Source organism: Arthrobacter sp. P1_C12_2, assembly GCF_056406415.1.
The window spans coordinates 1-14,867 of the sequence record NZ_JBFUAF010000017.1 but is presented as its reverse complement, the minus strand read 5'-3'; the positions used below and the strand labels follow the sequence as shown (position 1 = coordinate 14,867).

Sequence of the window (14,867 nt, the reverse complement as noted above, 5' to 3'; positions counted from 1 at the left end):
AACAACACGAGGAGAACTATGACCACCCTGAAAGAACGCCTGCACGCCGACGTCGTGAGCCACATGAAGGACCGCAACAAGGTTGCCCTGACCACCGTGCGAAACGTCCTGGGCGAGATCGAAACCCGGGAGAAATCGGGCAAGACGCCAATCGTGCTGGACGACGCACAGGTGACCGCACTCCTGCAGAAGGAAGCCGCCAAGCGCCGCGACACAGCCCGCATCTACACCGAAGCCGGGGAGGCCGAGCGTGCCGCCGCCGAGATCGCCGAGGCCGAGGTGATCGAGGCCTACCTGCCCAAGCCACTCACGGCGGCGGAAGTCGAGACGATCGTGGACCAGGCCATCGCAGCGCTCAAGGCCGACGGCGTCGAGCTGTCCATGCGTCAGCTGGGGGCAGTGATGAAGCCCGTCACCGCTACGGTGGCCGGACGTTTTGACGGCAAGGCCGTCAGCGAAATCGTCCGCAACCGTCTCGCGCAGCAGTGAGCCTGATCCGGCTGCACGACGTCAGCGTCCGCTTCGACAACACACAGATCCTCCGCGAGGCGTTTTTCCGGCTCGAACCCGGGGACCGGGTCGGCCTGATTGGCAAGAACGGCTCCGGGAAGACGTCCATCCTCAAACTCATCCTGGACCAGTTCTCCCCGGACGCCGGAACGGTCACCGTGGAGCAGGGAACCCGGGTGGGGTACTTCTCCCAGTTTTCCGAGCTCGACGGCGAGGCAACCATCCTTGAGGTCCTTGACGGACTGTTCGTCGAGATCAAGGCTGCCGAGGCCGAGCTGGCAGGCATCGACGCCGCTATTGCCGCGGACCCGGCCGGCGCGGAGCTGGACCGGCTGATCCGTCGCCAGGCCGAGCTGTTCGAGGACATGGACCGTCTCGACGGCTGGGATTACCAGCGGCGCATCGACACCGTCCTGACCACGCTGGGGTTCAGCGACGCTCACCGCAGCTGCGCGATAGACGAACTCTCCGGCGGGTGGCGCAACCGCGCCGCCCTGGCCAAGATCCTGTTGGAGGGCCCGGACGTGTTGCTGCTGGATGAACCCACCAACTACCTCGACGTGGCCGGCGTCGAATGGCTGGAAAACTGGTTCCGCGACTTCCGTGGCGCCGCGATCATCGTCTCCCACGACAGGAAGTTCCTTGATGCGGTGGTCACCCGGATCATCGAGGTCGAAAACTTCCATCTGCACGAATACCCCGGAAATTTCGCCGAGTACGTTGTCCAGAAGCAGTTCCGGCTCAAAACACTCGAGGCGCAGTTCGTCCATGAATCCGAGCTCCTGGCTTTTGAAGCGGAGGGCATCGCCGACCGCCGCGAGGCCGCCAAGGCCGCCAGCCGCGGGTTGGGGAACCAGCTGGCCAAGATCAAGAAGGCGCGCACGCCCCGGCCCGTAGACCAGATCGTCACCGAGATCTACGGCGGGCTGCACGTGAAGGATGTCCTCTGCCGGGTCGAAGGGCTGGGCAAGTCCTATGGCGACAAGGTGTTGTTCGAGGACCTGAGCTTTGAGATCCGCCGCGGCAACAGGATTGTGGTCCTGGGCTCCAACGGCAGTGGCAAGTCCACGCTGCTGAAAGTCCTGACCGGGGAGGAACCGACGGATTCCGGTGAAGTGGTCTGGGCCAAGGGCCCCGGTTTTGTTTCGTACAACAAAATGCTCGAAGAGCTCGACGACGCCGACACCGTTTCGCACGCCGTCAACGCGCTGCCGGGCAGCCTGGCCTTCAGCGCCACGAAGAAGTCCGTCAACAGGTTCCTCGCGATGTTCCAGTTCTCCGAGGCCGACCTCAAACAGAAGATCGGGAACCTCTCCGGCGGACAGAAAGCCCGCGTCGCCATGGCCCAGTGCCTGCTCTCCGGTGCCTCGGTGCGGCTCCTGGATGAGCCCACCAACCACCTGGACATGTCCAGCACCCAGGTGATGGAGCGGGCACTGCTCCACTTTCCCGGCGCGGTCGTCGTGGTCAGCCACGACCGCTTCTTCACCGAGAAGATTGCCACCCGTCAGCTGGTCTTCGGCACCGATGGTGCAGAGCCCGGCGAGGTCGACGTACGCGCGGCCTAGGGGCGTGGTGATTGCCCCGACGCTCAGTGTTTGCTCAGCATTGGCGCAGGATGTGGCCTAAGCGGCTGACGGACCGCCACGTGTTCGTTTCCGAGCGGTAGTGTGGCGCTGGCTGCCGACCGGGGGGACGGCAGCGGTCTCTTATCCGCTTTGAAAGGAATCTCCCGTGGCAGGAATCATCGGCTGGCTCAGTGCGCTGGGCACCACAGGCAAGGCAGTAGTAGTGGCCTCCGTCGTCGTCACCGGCGGCGCCGGCGCAGCGGCGGCCACCGCGACCACCAATCTTCCGGCTGACCCGACGTCGTCCACGACGGCGACCGGCACCGCGACCTCTGAGTCGGCCGATCCGGCCGAGTCGGAGACCCCGGTAGTGGGCGGCCAGGAAGCCGCCGACGAGGAAGCCGCAGATCACGAATCGTCCGAATCCTCTGAACCCTCTGAATCGTCTGAATCGTCCGAACCGGGCGATCCGGCTGAGTCGGATGACCAGGAGGCGGACGATCAGGGCACTGACGCGGACTCGGACGATCAGGACGCGGACGACCAGGGCGCGGAAGAGGTCGCGGACGCGCAGGAGCCTGCTGCCCCGGCCCCCGCTGCCCCGGCACCCGCAGCTCCGGCCCCCGCGGCCCCGGCCCCGGCGCCTGCCGAAGACGATGCGCAGGATTCGGCCGACGCGCCGGAAGCCGAGGCGTCCCACGCATCGAACGGCAACAGCGGATGGGCGCACCAGAACGCGGCCGAACACCGCGCCGCCGGCCAGGCCAACGCGGCCGAACATCGCGCCGCCGGCCAGGCCAAGACCGCCGAACACCGTGCCGCGCCGACCAGCCATGGCAGCGATCACGCCGCCAAGACCAACAAGGGCGGCGACTCGGGCGGCCACGGCCACAGCAAGTAGCCATCAGGTCTGCAATGACGGGGTCCGGACCACTGGTCCGGGCCCCGTCGTCGTGACGGCACGAAATGCGACGGCACGAAAATGTTTCAGCGCGAAAATGTCATACGGTTCGGTCTCACAGGTGCGGCGCTCCGGGTCCGCGAGATAATGGAAACATGACCAATCAGAAGCAGGACCGCGACCCGTGGGAGGAGTTCGACCAGCTCAAGCCCGCTGGCCCGGACCGGGTTGCGGGCTACCCCGGCGGGGAACCGCAGGGCTTCGGCTTCCGCACGGGCGTCCGCAGCGCCCGGGTTGCCCTCGGATTTGCCGTGTATTCCCTCGCGCTTGGAAGCATTCTGGTCCTCATCGGGGCCATCGCTTTCATTGGCAGCGGGAAGTGGCTGCTGCTCGGACTCATGGTGCTGGTCGAGGTCGTTTTTATCCTGGCGTTCCGGCGGCTCGTGGTCCAGGTCCGGAACCGCCGCGCTTCCGGCTAGAGCCAGCCCTTCTTCTTGAAGATGGCGTACATCAGCGCCGCCGTGCCGGCCATGAGCGCGATTGCCATCGGGTAGCCCAGCGTCCAGTGCAATTCGGGCATGTTGTCGAAGTTCATGCCGTACAGCCCGGCCACAAATGTTGGTGCGAAGAAGATCGCGGCCCATGACGAGATCTTTTTGACCTGCTCGTTTTGTTTCGCGCTGGCCTCGTTCTGGCGGTTGGCGGTCAGGGTTCCGTCCAGGGTGAGTGCGTTCTGCAGCAGGTCGCGGAAGGAATCGGCGCGGGAAATCAGCCGTTCCACGTGGTCTTCGACGTCGCGCAGGCTGTGCTGCAGTTCCGTGTCCACCCGGTACTTCTCGAAGCCACGCCGGAGCTGTTGCATCATTGCCGGGAGCGGGTGGATGGCGCGCTGGAAATGGATGACTTCCCGGGCGAGCTCGTAGATCCGCCGGGACACCAGGGGGTCGCCGCTGAAGAGCTGGTCCTCGATCTCGTCGATGTCGTTTTCCAGCCCGGCCACCACAGGTCCGTAGTCATCCACCACTTGGTCCATGAGTGCGTACAGGACGGCCTCGGGGCCGTGGCGAAGCAGATCGGGTCGGCCCTCCAGCCGGCGCCGGACCTGGCCCACGACCTTCGTCTCGGCGTGCCGTACGGTGACCACGAAGTTCCGCCCCGTGAACACGTGCAGTTCGCCGAACTCCACCGTCTCGGTCTCGTCCAGGTACCGGGCGGGCCGGAGCACAGTGAATAGGTTGTCGTCGTAGCGTTCCAGCTTGGGGCGCTGATGGGCAGAAATTGCGTCTTCCACCGCCAGCCCGTGCAGGTTGAATTCTGCCGCGACGGCAGCCATTTCTTCGGTCGTGGGCCGGTACAGGCCAATCCAGGCCATGCCCCCGTGCTCGGTGAGGGTCTCGAAGGTCTGCTCGAGGTTCCGAGGCTCGGCGCTGCGGATGCCGTCAACGTAAACGGCGTTGTCGATGATAGTCACCGGCACATTATCCTTTGTTCATCTGGGGTTCGGCGGAAGCGGCCCGCCGCGACGCGGACCGGCCGGGAGCCAGCGCGTTGCCCTGGGCGAGCCGGCTGATAAGGGGCTCGGTCCGGTAGGGGATATGGGTATGCAGCGCCAGCACAGTCTCGGTGCGGATGACGCCCTTGATCCGAAGAATCGACCGGAGGGCCGCCTGGAGGTTGTGCGTATCCGTCGCCACCACCCGGCACCAGACGTCGCCGCGGCCGGAGATCTCGTGGACTTCCAGGACCTGGGCGATCAGCCGCAGGGCCCCTACGACGCCGTCGAGCTCCCGGTGGTTGACCTCGATCGTCACGAACGCGACGACGTCGTAGCCCACCGCCTCCAGATCGATTTCGCGGCCGCCGTCGTGCAACACCCCAGAGCGCAACATGCGCCGCACGCGCGACTGGGCGGTGTTCCGGGCGATGCCGAGGGCATCGCTGAGGTCGCCGATCTGGATCCGCGGATCCCGGATCAGCTCCAGCAGGATCTTGAGGTCGGTGGGGTCCAGACTGTTCAAATCATCACTCCGGTTCACTTCAACAGTCCGAGAATGACTGTTTTGCTCAATTTTGACACAGAATTTAGCCATGCAGATCATTGGTATTGCATTCTGTAGGTACCAATCTTTCGACCAGGCCGGGCTTTCCCCCACAACAGGGAAAGCCCGGCCTGCACTTTGCAAGGGCACGGCCATGACAGTCTTCAGTGAACTTCGCATGCGCCCGGCCACAGCTGACCGCTGGGGCTGGGACGCTTCCACCACCGCACGGCTCGTGATGGCCGGCGTCGTGATCTTCACGCTGCTCGTCGGCGCGAATCTGGCGACGCCGCTGTACCCCCTGCTGCAGGCAAAACTCGGGATTACGGCGCTCGACGTCACGGTGGCGTTCTCGGCCTATGTCCTGGCGCTCGTGGCCACCCTGGTTCTCGCCGGCCACTGGTCCGACCACATCGGACGCCGCGCCGCCCTCGTGCTGGCGGTCCTGGTGGGCCTGGTAGGCGGCTTTGTCTTCGCCACCGCGGGCAGCCTCGTGGCGCTCTGCGCCGGGCGGGCGCTGCAGGGCGTCGCCGTGGCGCTTGCCACCGGCGCCAGCTCGGCTGCCCTGCGCGAGCTGCTGCCCAGCCGGCCGGAGTGGGCCTCCCGGTTCACGCTCCTGGCCTCGGCCGGCGGCGTTGCGGCCGGCCCCGCGATCGGCGGGCTGCTTTCTCTCCTGCCGGGTCCGACGTCGACGCCGTATTACCTGCACTCCATCGTCCTCGCCGCCGTGCTGGTGCCCCTCTACCTGCTCAAGGCGCGGCCCGCCATCAGCCTGCACGCCGGTCGCCAGAGCCTGCGTGTCCTGGCACCGCGGCGGCCTTCGGTCTCCAGCGACGCGCGCGGCGCCTTCTGGCTGGCTTCCTCGGTGGGCTTCCTGAGCTTCACGGTCTTTGGCTTCTGCCTCTCGTTGGCACCCGGCTATTTTGCCCAGATTGTCCACGCCGATTCGCGGCCGCTGATCGGCCTGCTGGCAGGGCTGACGCTGGGCTCCTCAGCCCTGAGCCAGCTGCTGGCCATCCGGGGACGGTTTGCCGTGTCCGCCGGCCTGGCCGTCCTGGGCGTCTCCGTCCTGCTGATCGCCGCGGCCGCCGCCTGGAGCAGCCCCTGGCTGCTGATATTGGCCAGCATCACTGCCGGCGTGGGGCAGGGCGTGGCCTTCCGGACCGTGTTCAACGACGTCGCCGGCAAGGTGGAGGCTGCCCGGCACGCCCAGATCATCAGCACCGTCTATGTCATCACGTACCTTGGCAGCGCCTTCCCGGTGATCGGGCTGGGGCTCGCGGCCGGGATGGTCGGGCTGCAGAGCGCCGTCGCCGGTTTCGTCACGGTGTGCGCCGCCGCCGCGCTGACGCTGGCGGCCGTTACGCTGCGGAGCACTCTGCGTCGGGTCTAGTGCGCCGTGGGCCCGTTAGGGCAGCGGGCCGTGGTTGCCCTGGATGTGGTCGAAGACCAGCGTGGTTTCGGTGTGGCCCACCACGGGGTCGGTGGCCAGGTTGTCCAGAACCCAGTCCCGGAGGTCCTCGGTGGTGGCCACGGCGATGTGCAGCAGGTAGTCCACTGACCCGGACGTGTGGAAGGTCGAGAGCACGGCCGGCAGTTTGGGCACCCGGGCGGTGAAGCGGTCGATCTGCTCGCGGTCATGTGCCCGGAGCCGGACCGCAATGAGGGCTTGGACCGAGCGCCCGATCGCGGACAGGCTCAGATTGGCCTCGAAGCCCTCAATGATGCCGCGCTCGGACAGGGCGCGGGTGCGCATCAGTGCGGTCGACGGCGCGATCCCCACCAGCTCTGCCAGCTGCTTGTTCGAGATGCGGGCGTCCGCGACGAGGGCAGCGAGCAGGCGCTCGTCGATCGCGTCCAGCGGCTCGCTGGCTCCCGGCCGAACATTCTTCGCACTGCTGCTCACGGATCCTCCTAGTAGTGTTCTCCGTTCATCATAAACGGCGTTATCCGACAGTTCCATTCACAACCCCTACAAAAGTGCGAATTATTGCCAGATACTTGCGGAATTCAACGGCGAATATTCGTAAGGAGCTAGGGTGCTTTCTCAAGATTCATTGGCGGTCCACGCAGGCCGGAACGGGCTCACGGAACTGGGCGTGCACGCGGTGCCCATCGACCTGTCCACTACGGCGCCCCTGCCGTCCGTGCACGACGGGGGCCTGGCCTACGAGCACATGGCCACCGGCGGGTCGCATGTGGAGGGGCAAAGCACTGTCTACCAGCGGCTGTGGAACCCCACGGTGGCACGCTTCGAAGAGGGCGTCGCCGTCCTCGAAGGCACGCCCGAGTCCGTGGCCTTTGCCACCGGCATGGCGGCGCTGAGCGCCGTGCTCCTCGCGGTGGTGGCGGCGGGCAAGAAGCATGTTGTCGCCGTACGTCCGCTCTACGGCGGCAGCGACTACCTGCTGGCCTCCGGCGTCCTCGGCAACGAGGTCACGTTCACGACGCCGGAGGGCGTCGGCGCCGCCCTGCGGCCGGACACCGGCCTGGTGATCCTGGAGACGCCGGCCAACCCGACCCTCGAGCTGGTGGACATCGCCCGCGTGGCCGCCGCCGCCGACGGCGTGCCGCTCCTGGTGGACAACACCTTCGCGAGCCCGGTGCTGCAGCAGCCTTTCAAACACGGTGCGGCCATGGTGCTGCACAGTGCCACGAAGTTCCTGGGCGGCCACGGGGACGCCATGGGCGGCGTGGTGGCGGCAGGGGCTGAATGGGCGGTGCGCCTGCGCCAGATCCGGGCGGTGACCGGCGGCATCCTGACCCCGTGGCCGGCGTACCTGCTGCACCGCGGGCTGGCAACGCTCCCCGTCCGGGTCCGCGCCCAGCAGGCCAGCGCCGAAAAGGTCGCGGTTGCCCTGGCGGGGCACGGGCTTGTGGGGCGCGTTTACTACCCGGGACTGGCCGAATGCGACCCGCAGGGCCTCGTGGGCACGCAGATGTCCGGACCGGGATCGCTGATGGCCTTCGAGCTCGCCAGCGCCGAGCACGCCGAGCGGATCCCGGCCGCCGTCGGGATGATCACCCACGCCGTCTCCCTCGGTGGGATCGATACGCTCATCCAGCACCCTGCCGGCCTGACCCACCGGCCGGTCGAGGCCGCGGCCAAGCCGCACGCGAGCCTGCTGCGGATCTCGGTGGGGCTGGAGGACCCGGCCGACATCGTCGCCGACCTCGTGCAGGCGATCGAGGCAACGCAGTAGCCCGCGGGCCCGGCGCCTAGCCCGGTGCTGCAGCCCTGCCGCCGGCAGCTGCGGTTCCGGTGGCGGGCGCCGGCGTGGGATGCGCGACGGCGGTGATGGCCGCCGTCGCGCCGGCCAGTCCGATGACCGTCAGGGCAAGGGCCGTCCAGCCGAGCCGCTGGAAGATCAGGCCGCCGGCCCAGCCAAGCACGCTGGAGCCGAGGTAGTAGGCGAGGTTGTACAGCGAGGCGGCCTGCGCCCGGCCCGTCGTGGCGATCAGCCCGGTCCAGCCGGAACCGATGCTGTGGGCCGCGAAGAAGCCGCCCGTGAACAGCAGCAATCCCACCAGGATCGCGAGGAGCTGTTCCGTGAGCGTCAGGGCCAGCCCGCCCGCCATCAGTGCGGTGCCGGCGATCAGGACGGTGCGCCGGCCGAACCGCGACGTCAGGCCAGCGGCCCAGCGCGCCGAGACGGTTCCGGAGAGGTAGGCCAGGAAGATCAGGCTGATCGCCGTGGCGGGCAGGCTGAACGGTTCCCCGGACAGCCGGAATCCGAGGTAGTTGTAGACGGCCACGAAACCGCCCATGAGCAGGAACGCCTGGACGTACAGGGCCAGGAGCCGGGGATTGCGGCCATGGCCGGCCAGCGTGCGCAGGGCGCCGCGGAAGCCGCCCGCGGCCGCGGCGGTGAAGCCCTGGGCCCGCGGCACGAGAACAAGGAACAGCACTGCCGCTCCGGTGGCCAGAATGGAGACGGCCAGGGCCGCGGCCCGCCATCCCCACAGTTCGCCCGCAGGCCCGGCGACCAGCCGCCCGGCCAGGCCGCCCAGGGTGGTCCCGGCGACATAGCTCCCGGCGGCGAGGGCGGCGTGGGCCTTGTTGACCTCCTCGTTGAGGTACGCGATCGCAATGGCCGGGATGCCGCCGAGGGCCATTCCCTCCAGCATCCGCAGGCACAGCAGCACCGGGAAGCTGGGGGCCAGCGGGACCAGCAGGCCCAGGACGGTGGCCGCGGAGATGCCCCACATCATTGCCCGGACGCGGCCGATCCGGTCGGCCAGGAAGGACCACGGGAGCACCGTCAGGGCCAGCCCCACCGTAGCCAGGGAGATGGTCAGCGCGGCCTCGGCGGCAGAGACGTGGAGATCCGCCGCCAGGAGGGGGAGCACCGCCTGGGTGGAGTAGAGCTGGGCGAAGGTCGCGACGCCGGCGAAGGCAAGCCCGGCGAGAATCCGGTGGTAGGCCGTAGAGCCCTTCGGGTGACCCGCCCACGCGGCTGTGGCTGCAAGATGGGCTGCGGGACCGGGAGCGGCGCCGGCGGGCGAGGAATAGCGTGGCATGCCCTCAGGTTAGAACCTGCCTGAGGAATGCTTCCAATGCATGATTTCCATAGAATAGATAGCAAATATGGAACAGTGCCCGGGAGGGGAACATGGACGTCGAACACCGGCAGCTAGTGCAGCTGCTGCCCCTGCTGCCGCTGCTGGCGGAACTTGGGCGGACGGAGCACATCACCGAGACGGCCGAGCTCCTGGGCGTGCCGCAGTCGACGGTGAGCCGTGCCATTGCCCGTGCCAGCGCCATCGTGGGGACGGAGCTGCTGATCCGGGACGGCCGCGGCGTGCGGCTGACGCCCGCGGCCAAGGCGCTCATGCCCCACATCGAGGCCGCCCTGGACGAATTCAAGACGGGGCTGGACAATGTCCGGCACGAATCGGAAGTGGTCCGGGGCCGGATCGCCGTGTCTTTCCAGCACACCTTCGGCGAGGCAATGCTGCCGTTGCTGATCAGTGCGTTCAGGAGCCGGCACCCGCAGACCGCCTTTGACCTCAGCCAGGGTGCGCGGGACGGCTGCCTGGCGGAACTGGCCGCGGGCTCCGCGGACCTGGCGCTCACGGCACCGGTTGCCACACCAAGCAAGAGAATCGGTTCGGCCGCGCTGTACCGGGAACCGCTGCGCCTGGTGGTCCACCACCGGCATCCCCTGGCCGGTCGCCGTCGGGCAAGGGTTGCCGAGATCCGGCAGGAGCCGTTCGTGGCGATGGGGTCCGGCTACGGCATGCGCTCGCTGACGGACGCGTTGTTCCGGGAGGCTGGGTTCCGCCCCCGCATTGCCTTCGAGAGCCAGGACTCGCACACCATCCGCGGACTCGTCTCGGCCGGACTCGGCGTCAGCATCCTGCCGCCCGGCGGCTCCGCACCGGGGCGGCACTACCCGTCGCCGGGCAGCGAAGCCGACGACGGCGGGCCCGGCTGGGTAGAGATTCCCCTGGATTCAGCCTTGGCGTTCCGCGAGATCGGCCTCGCCTGGCGGGAGCCGGCTTCCCGGAATGCCAGGGCCGATGCCGAGCCCGATCTCGTGCGCCTGTTCCGCGAGCTCGTGCTGCGCGACGGGCCGGCGCTCCTGGCGGGCTTCGTGCGCGAACGCTCGGGAGGCTGAGCTGGGCCGACCGGTGCGCCGGGGTCGCCGGTTGGCCCCTAGATCGCCGTAAGAAACCGGCGGTTTCGCACGTTTCCGGCGATCTCGGGGTGCTGCGGGCGTTCTCCAGCGGTCAGCGGCCGGCGAGTAACCCGTGCACGACGCCGGCCACGGGTCCAGCCTGTGCCTGCCGCCAGCCGGTGCCCGCCCACAGATTCAGACGCTCCGTGTCGCCGGCTGCGGCCGCCGCGGCCCGGAGGGGAGCGGTCAGGTGGTGGACGGCCGGGTAGGCCTCCGGCGCCCCGGAGTGGTCGCGGACGAATTCGTTCTCCAAGGCCCGGGCCTGCCGGCCGGTGAAGGCGCGTGTCAGCCGGGTCCGGCTGAAATGTGAATCGGCCAGGGCATCCTTGTGCAGCTGCCGGGCGCCGCTTTGGTCCGTGCGGAGAAACGCGGTGCCGAGCTGGGCTGCGGCAGCCCCGGCGCGCAGCACGGCGTCCAGCCCGGCCGCGTCCATGATGCCGCCCGCAGCCACCAGCGGGAGGTCGACGGCGGACCGCACCTCCGCGAGCAGCTCCGCCGTCGTGCCGCCGGGCTCCGCCGTCGTGCCGCCCGGCTGCGCCCCCGACACCGGAAGGAACGCGCCGCTGTGTCCGCCGGCGCTCGTGTGCTGCACCACCAGGGCGTCCACGCCCTGCTCCGCTGCCTGCACGGCCTCGGCCGCGGTGGTGACAGTGGCGAGCACCGCCGATCCCGCCTGCTGCAGGGCGCGGACGACGTCGGGGCCGGGTAGCCCGAAGGCGAAACTGACCAGCTCCACGGGGTCCGCCAGCAGGGCATCGATCTTTCCCTGCCATTCGTCGTCGTCATCCAGCCGCAACTGCGGGAGCTCCACGCCGTAGCGCCGGGCATCGGTGCGCAGCTGCAGCCGGTAGTCCTCGAGCTCCGCCAGCACCGCCGCGGACGGCGGCAGCTGGGCCGGATCCGGGACGAACACATTCATGCCGAACCGGGCGCCGGACTCCCGGATGGTGCGGATTTCCGCCTGCATGGCCGCCACGCTCTTGTAGCCGGCCGCCAGGAAGCCCAGCCCGCCGGCGCGGTGCACGGCCTCGACGAAGGCCGGCGTTGAGGTGCCTCCGGCCATGGGCGCCGCGATGACGGGTGTGCCGAAAAGATCGTGGGGCATTGCGGGCTCCTTGCAGCGATTCAGTAACCTGTTCCAGTGACTAACACTGATTTGCCGCCGGCGGCGGACTCCGTTCCATCTTCCACCACGCCATCTGCCACGGCGATGACAGGTGCCGTGATCGGCCTGGACATCGGCGGCACCAAAACCCGGGGCGTCCGGTTCGAGGACGGCACGCCCGTGGCCGACGAATCGGTGGGCAGCTCCAATGTCCAAAACGTCAGCCCCGAGGAAGCCGCCTTCAACCTGGCGGAACTCTTCGGCAGGATCGGCGGGGGAGCAGTCGCCCAGGTCTACGTCGGAGCCGGCGGCATCGACACCGACGACGACGCCGCGGCGCTCGCGGCACTGATTGCCCCCCACGTGCCCGGCGCACGGATCACGGTGGTCCACGACACACGGCTGCTGCTCGCCGCAGGCGGCGCCAGCACCGGCGTCGCAGTGATCGCCGGCACTGGCTCGGCTGCGTGGGGCAGGGACGGCCGGGGTGAGGAAGCCCGGGCCGGGGGCTGGGGCTACCTTCTCGGCGACGAGGGCAGCGGCTACTGGCTGGGCCGGGAGGCCGTCCGTCACAGCCTGCGGCGGATGAACCAGGGGCTGGAACCGGACGAGCTCTCTAGCGCCCTGCTGGCATCCTGCGGCGTAGACCACCCGAACAAGCTGATCGCAATGTTCCACTCGCCCGAGACCGGGCGCCGGTTCTGGGCCCAGCAGGCCCGGCTCGTGGTGGAGGCTGCAGACGCCGGCCATGCGCCGAGCCAGGCCCTCATGGACCAGGCCGGGCACGACCTCGCCGACCTCGCCGGGCAGACCGTCAGGCAACTCGGCATCGAGGGCCCCGTCATCCTGGGCGGCGGGCTCGGCATGAACGTGCCGCGGCTGCAGGAGTCGTTCCGCGCGGCACTGGAGGCAGCCGGGATCACCGATGTCCGGGTCCTGGCGCAGGAGCCGGTCTTCGGGGTGCTGCAACTGGTGGCGGAACAGGGCTAGCCGGGGGCAATCCTCCGGCCACTACGCTGGAGGGATGAGCATGCAATTCGACACCCGGCCCGCCGCCTACGCGGTCATCATCCGCGACGCCGAGATCCTCCTGGCGTACTGGAAGCAGGACGGCCGCGAGGGCTGGACGCTGCCCGGCGGCGGCCTGGACCTGGCCGAACACCCGGTGGACGGGTGCCGCCGAGAGATCCACGAGGAAACCGGCTACGACGCCGCGGTCGGCGCCATGCTGGGGATCGACGTCGGGCACTGGCCGTCCGAAGTACGGCTCGACGGCGGCGAACGGGACTTCCAGTCGCTCCGGCTGGTCTACGAGGCGACGATCACGGGCGGGGAACTGCGCCACGAGGTGAACGGCAGCACCACCCACGCGGCCTGGATTCCGCTGGAGGCGGTGGCGGAGCTGAACCGGGTCTCGCTCGTGGATGCCGGACTGCGCCTGTATCGCGAGAGGCCGCTGAACGGAAAACTTTCCGGCTAGATCGCTAGCCAGGCGCGGGCTCCATGGCTATTCTGTAGAAACCGCCGGGCAGTCCGCAGACGGGATCAGCCGACTCGGCAATCAGGGTCGGCAAGCAGGGCAGGCCGCAGCAGGCCGGCAATCGACGGGGAGGTGGAAGCAATGAATGCGATATTTCTGAGCGCGCAGCGCACCGATACAAGCCATGTCATTATTCCTGCCCCGTCCCGCGGCGCAGCCTAGCCATCCAGCGCTAGTCTCCGCACACGGCATCCCAAACCGCCGCAGCGCGCACGCGCCGCACCACGGGGCCCCACCAAAGGGTTTTCGTTGACCATTCATGCTGCATCCCGGGGCGCCCGTGGCGCCCTCTTCGCCCATTCATCCGTACCTAATTCATCCGCACTAAATTCATCCGGGCCCTCCGATGAGGCTGGTCCCGTGGGTCCAGTCCACTACGGTTACACGGCCGGCGTCGCCGAGCGGTTCGCGGCCCATCCCGTGCCGGGAGGCGACCGCCCGGGCCGCGTCATCCGGGTGGACCGCAACCTCGTCCTGGTGGCCGACGGCGTCGGAACCGCCCACCTGCCCTACCCCCGCGGCGGGGAGCTTCCCGCCACGGGGGACTGGGTCTGGCTGGGTTCGAACGCGGCGGGGGAGCCCGCCATCGTGGGCATACTGCCGCGCCACTCGGAGCTGAGCCGCAAGCGTGCCTTCGAGGCTTCGTCCGAGGCGCAGGTCCTTGGCGCAAACATGGACGTCGTCGGGATCGTCGTTCCGGTGGATCGTCCGCTCACGCACAACCGGCTCGAACGAACGCTGGTCGCAGCGTGGGATTCAGGTGCCACGCCGCTCGTGATCATCACTAAGGCGGACATCGCGGATCTCGCGGACGACGTCGTGGGGACGGTCATGCGCCAGGCAGCCGGCGTCGACGTCGTCACCACCTCTGCCGAGAACGGTGACGGCCTCGACGAACTGCTGGGCCATCTGCCGCCCGGCGGCACGCTGGTGCTGCTGGGGCCTTCCGGTGCCGGAAAATCCACGCTCATCAATGCCCTCGCCGGGGTCGCGGCCCAGGAAACAGGGGCAGTCCGTGCGGGCGACGGCAAAGGCAGGCACACCACCACGTCCCGCGCGCTCGTCCCCCTGCCCGGCGGCGCCGTCCTAATGGACACGCCGGGGGTCCGCGGCTTCGGGGTTTTCGACGCCGAGGGAGGAATGGAGGAGATGTTCGGCGACCTCGAGGAGCTCTTCGAGCGCTGCCGCTTCTCGGACTGCGCGCACGGCCGGGAGCCCGGCTGTGCCGTGCAGGCCGCGCTCGCCGACGGCGTCCTGGAGGACCGCCGGTGGGCCAGCTACCTGAAGCTGCAGCGCGAACTCGCCGCCCTGGCCCGCCGCCACGACGCCGCCGCGCGGCGCGCCTACCAGCGCGAATGGCACCAAAAGATCGCCGTGGCGGGCAAGAGCCAGCGGTCGGCCGAACGGGACAACCACGAGAACGCTCGCGACGGCGGCGGGAAGGGCGGTCACGGCGGCAAGGGTGGCAGGCGGCGGCCCCGCTGAAGCACACCGCGCTGACGCAAAGGGTCCCGGTGGCGGGG

General features: G+C 68.8%; 15 protein-coding genes. 10 read left to right on the top strand and 5 right to left on the bottom strand.

Annotated features, from left to right (window positions below):
* The first annotated feature begins 18 nt into the window (after nt 1-18).
* From AC1DZQ_RS16745 to AC1DZQ_RS16730, 4 genes are all read left to right on the top strand, one after another.
* On the top strand, nt 19-489 hold the full coding sequence (locus AC1DZQ_RS16745) for a GatB/YqeY domain-containing protein (RefSeq protein ID WP_476964551.1): 471 nt from the start codon (nt 19-21) through the stop codon (nt 487-489).
* On the top strand, nt 486-2,078 hold the full coding sequence (locus AC1DZQ_RS16740; RefSeq protein ID WP_476964550.1) for an ABC-F family ATP-binding cassette domain-containing protein: 1,593 nt from the start codon (nt 486-488) through the stop codon (nt 2,076-2,078). Before AC1DZQ_RS16745 ends, AC1DZQ_RS16740 begins: the two co-directional genes overlap by 4 nt.
* Before the next feature lie 166 nt (nt 2,079-2,244).
* On the top strand, nt 2,245-2,979 hold the full coding sequence (locus tag AC1DZQ_RS16735) for a hypothetical protein (protein WP_476964549.1): 735 nt from the start codon (nt 2,245-2,247) through the stop codon (nt 2,977-2,979).
* Nucleotides 2,980-3,134: 155 nt separating this feature from the next.
* Complete coding sequence (locus AC1DZQ_RS16730) at nt 3,135-3,458, top strand: hypothetical protein (RefSeq protein WP_476964548.1); 324 nt, start codon at nt 3,135-3,137, stop codon at nt 3,456-3,458.
* On the opposite strand, the gene corA is transcribed toward AC1DZQ_RS16730, so the two are convergent.
* Entirely contained in the window at nt 3,455-4,450 is a 996-nt protein-coding gene (gene corA, locus AC1DZQ_RS16725; protein ID WP_476964547.1) for a magnesium/cobalt transporter CorA, read from the bottom strand. The genes AC1DZQ_RS16730 and corA overlap by 4 nt on opposite strands.
* Before the next feature lie 7 nt (nt 4,451-4,457).
* Nucleotides 4,458-4,997, bottom strand: a complete 540-nt coding sequence (locus AC1DZQ_RS16720; RefSeq protein ID WP_476964626.1) for an Lrp/AsnC family transcriptional regulator — start codon at nt 4,995-4,997, stop codon at nt 4,458-4,460.
* 175 nt (nt 4,998-5,172) lie between these two features.
* Here AC1DZQ_RS16720 and AC1DZQ_RS16715 point away from each other — a divergent pair, with 175 nt between their 5' ends.
* Nucleotides 5,173-6,411 (top strand): MFS transporter, encoded by a 1,239-nt coding sequence (locus tag AC1DZQ_RS16715; protein WP_476964546.1) that lies wholly within the window; start codon nt 5,173-5,175, stop codon nt 6,409-6,411.
* Between the two features lie 15 nt (nt 6,412-6,426).
* On the opposite strand, the gene AC1DZQ_RS16710 is transcribed toward AC1DZQ_RS16715, so the two are convergent.
* The gene (locus tag AC1DZQ_RS16710) at nt 6,427-6,924 is read right to left on the bottom strand and encodes an Lrp/AsnC family transcriptional regulator (RefSeq protein WP_229995409.1); all 498 of its coding nucleotides are present in this window, start codon (nt 6,922-6,924) and stop codon (nt 6,427-6,429) included.
* A 133-nt stretch (nt 6,925-7,057) separates the two neighbouring features.
* Between AC1DZQ_RS16710 and AC1DZQ_RS16705 the strand changes: the two genes are divergently transcribed.
* Nucleotides 7,058-8,221: a trans-sulfuration enzyme family protein gene (locus AC1DZQ_RS16705; protein ID WP_476964545.1), complete on the top strand. Its 1,164-nt coding sequence runs from the start codon at nt 7,058-7,060 to the stop codon at nt 8,219-8,221.
* 16 nt (nt 8,222-8,237) lie between these two features.
* On the opposite strand, the gene AC1DZQ_RS16700 is transcribed toward AC1DZQ_RS16705, so the two are convergent.
* Nucleotides 8,238-9,539, bottom strand: a complete 1,302-nt coding sequence (locus tag AC1DZQ_RS16700) for an MFS transporter (protein WP_476964544.1) — start codon at nt 9,537-9,539, stop codon at nt 8,238-8,240.
* 92 nt (nt 9,540-9,631) lie between these two features.
* Between AC1DZQ_RS16700 and AC1DZQ_RS16695 the strand changes: the two genes are divergently transcribed.
* Nucleotides 9,632-10,639: a LysR family transcriptional regulator gene (locus tag AC1DZQ_RS16695; protein ID WP_476964543.1), complete on the top strand. Its 1,008-nt coding sequence runs from the start codon at nt 9,632-9,634 to the stop codon at nt 10,637-10,639.
* A gap of 112 nt (nt 10,640-10,751) precedes the next feature.
* Here AC1DZQ_RS16695 and AC1DZQ_RS16690 read toward each other — a convergent pair whose 3' ends face one another.
* Complete coding sequence (locus AC1DZQ_RS16690; protein WP_476964542.1) at nt 10,752-11,804, bottom strand: nitronate monooxygenase; 1,053 nt, start codon at nt 11,802-11,804, stop codon at nt 10,752-10,754.
* 105 nt (nt 11,805-11,909) lie between these two features.
* Between AC1DZQ_RS16690 and AC1DZQ_RS16685 the strand changes: the two genes are divergently transcribed.
* From AC1DZQ_RS16685 to rsgA, 3 genes are all read left to right on the top strand, one after another.
* Nucleotides 11,910-12,794 (top strand): N-acetylglucosamine kinase, encoded by an 885-nt coding sequence (locus tag AC1DZQ_RS16685; RefSeq protein ID WP_476964625.1) that lies wholly within the window; start codon nt 11,910-11,912, stop codon nt 12,792-12,794.
* A gap of 34 nt (nt 12,795-12,828) precedes the next feature.
* Nucleotides 12,829-13,284: an NUDIX hydrolase gene (locus AC1DZQ_RS16680; RefSeq protein ID WP_476964541.1), complete on the top strand. Its 456-nt coding sequence runs from the start codon at nt 12,829-12,831 to the stop codon at nt 13,282-13,284.
* 420 nt (nt 13,285-13,704) lie between these two features.
* On the top strand, nt 13,705-14,829 hold the full coding sequence (gene rsgA, locus AC1DZQ_RS16675; RefSeq protein WP_476964540.1) for a ribosome small subunit-dependent GTPase A: 1,125 nt from the start codon (nt 13,705-13,707) through the stop codon (nt 14,827-14,829).
* Nucleotides 14,830-14,867: the final 38 nt, after the last annotated feature.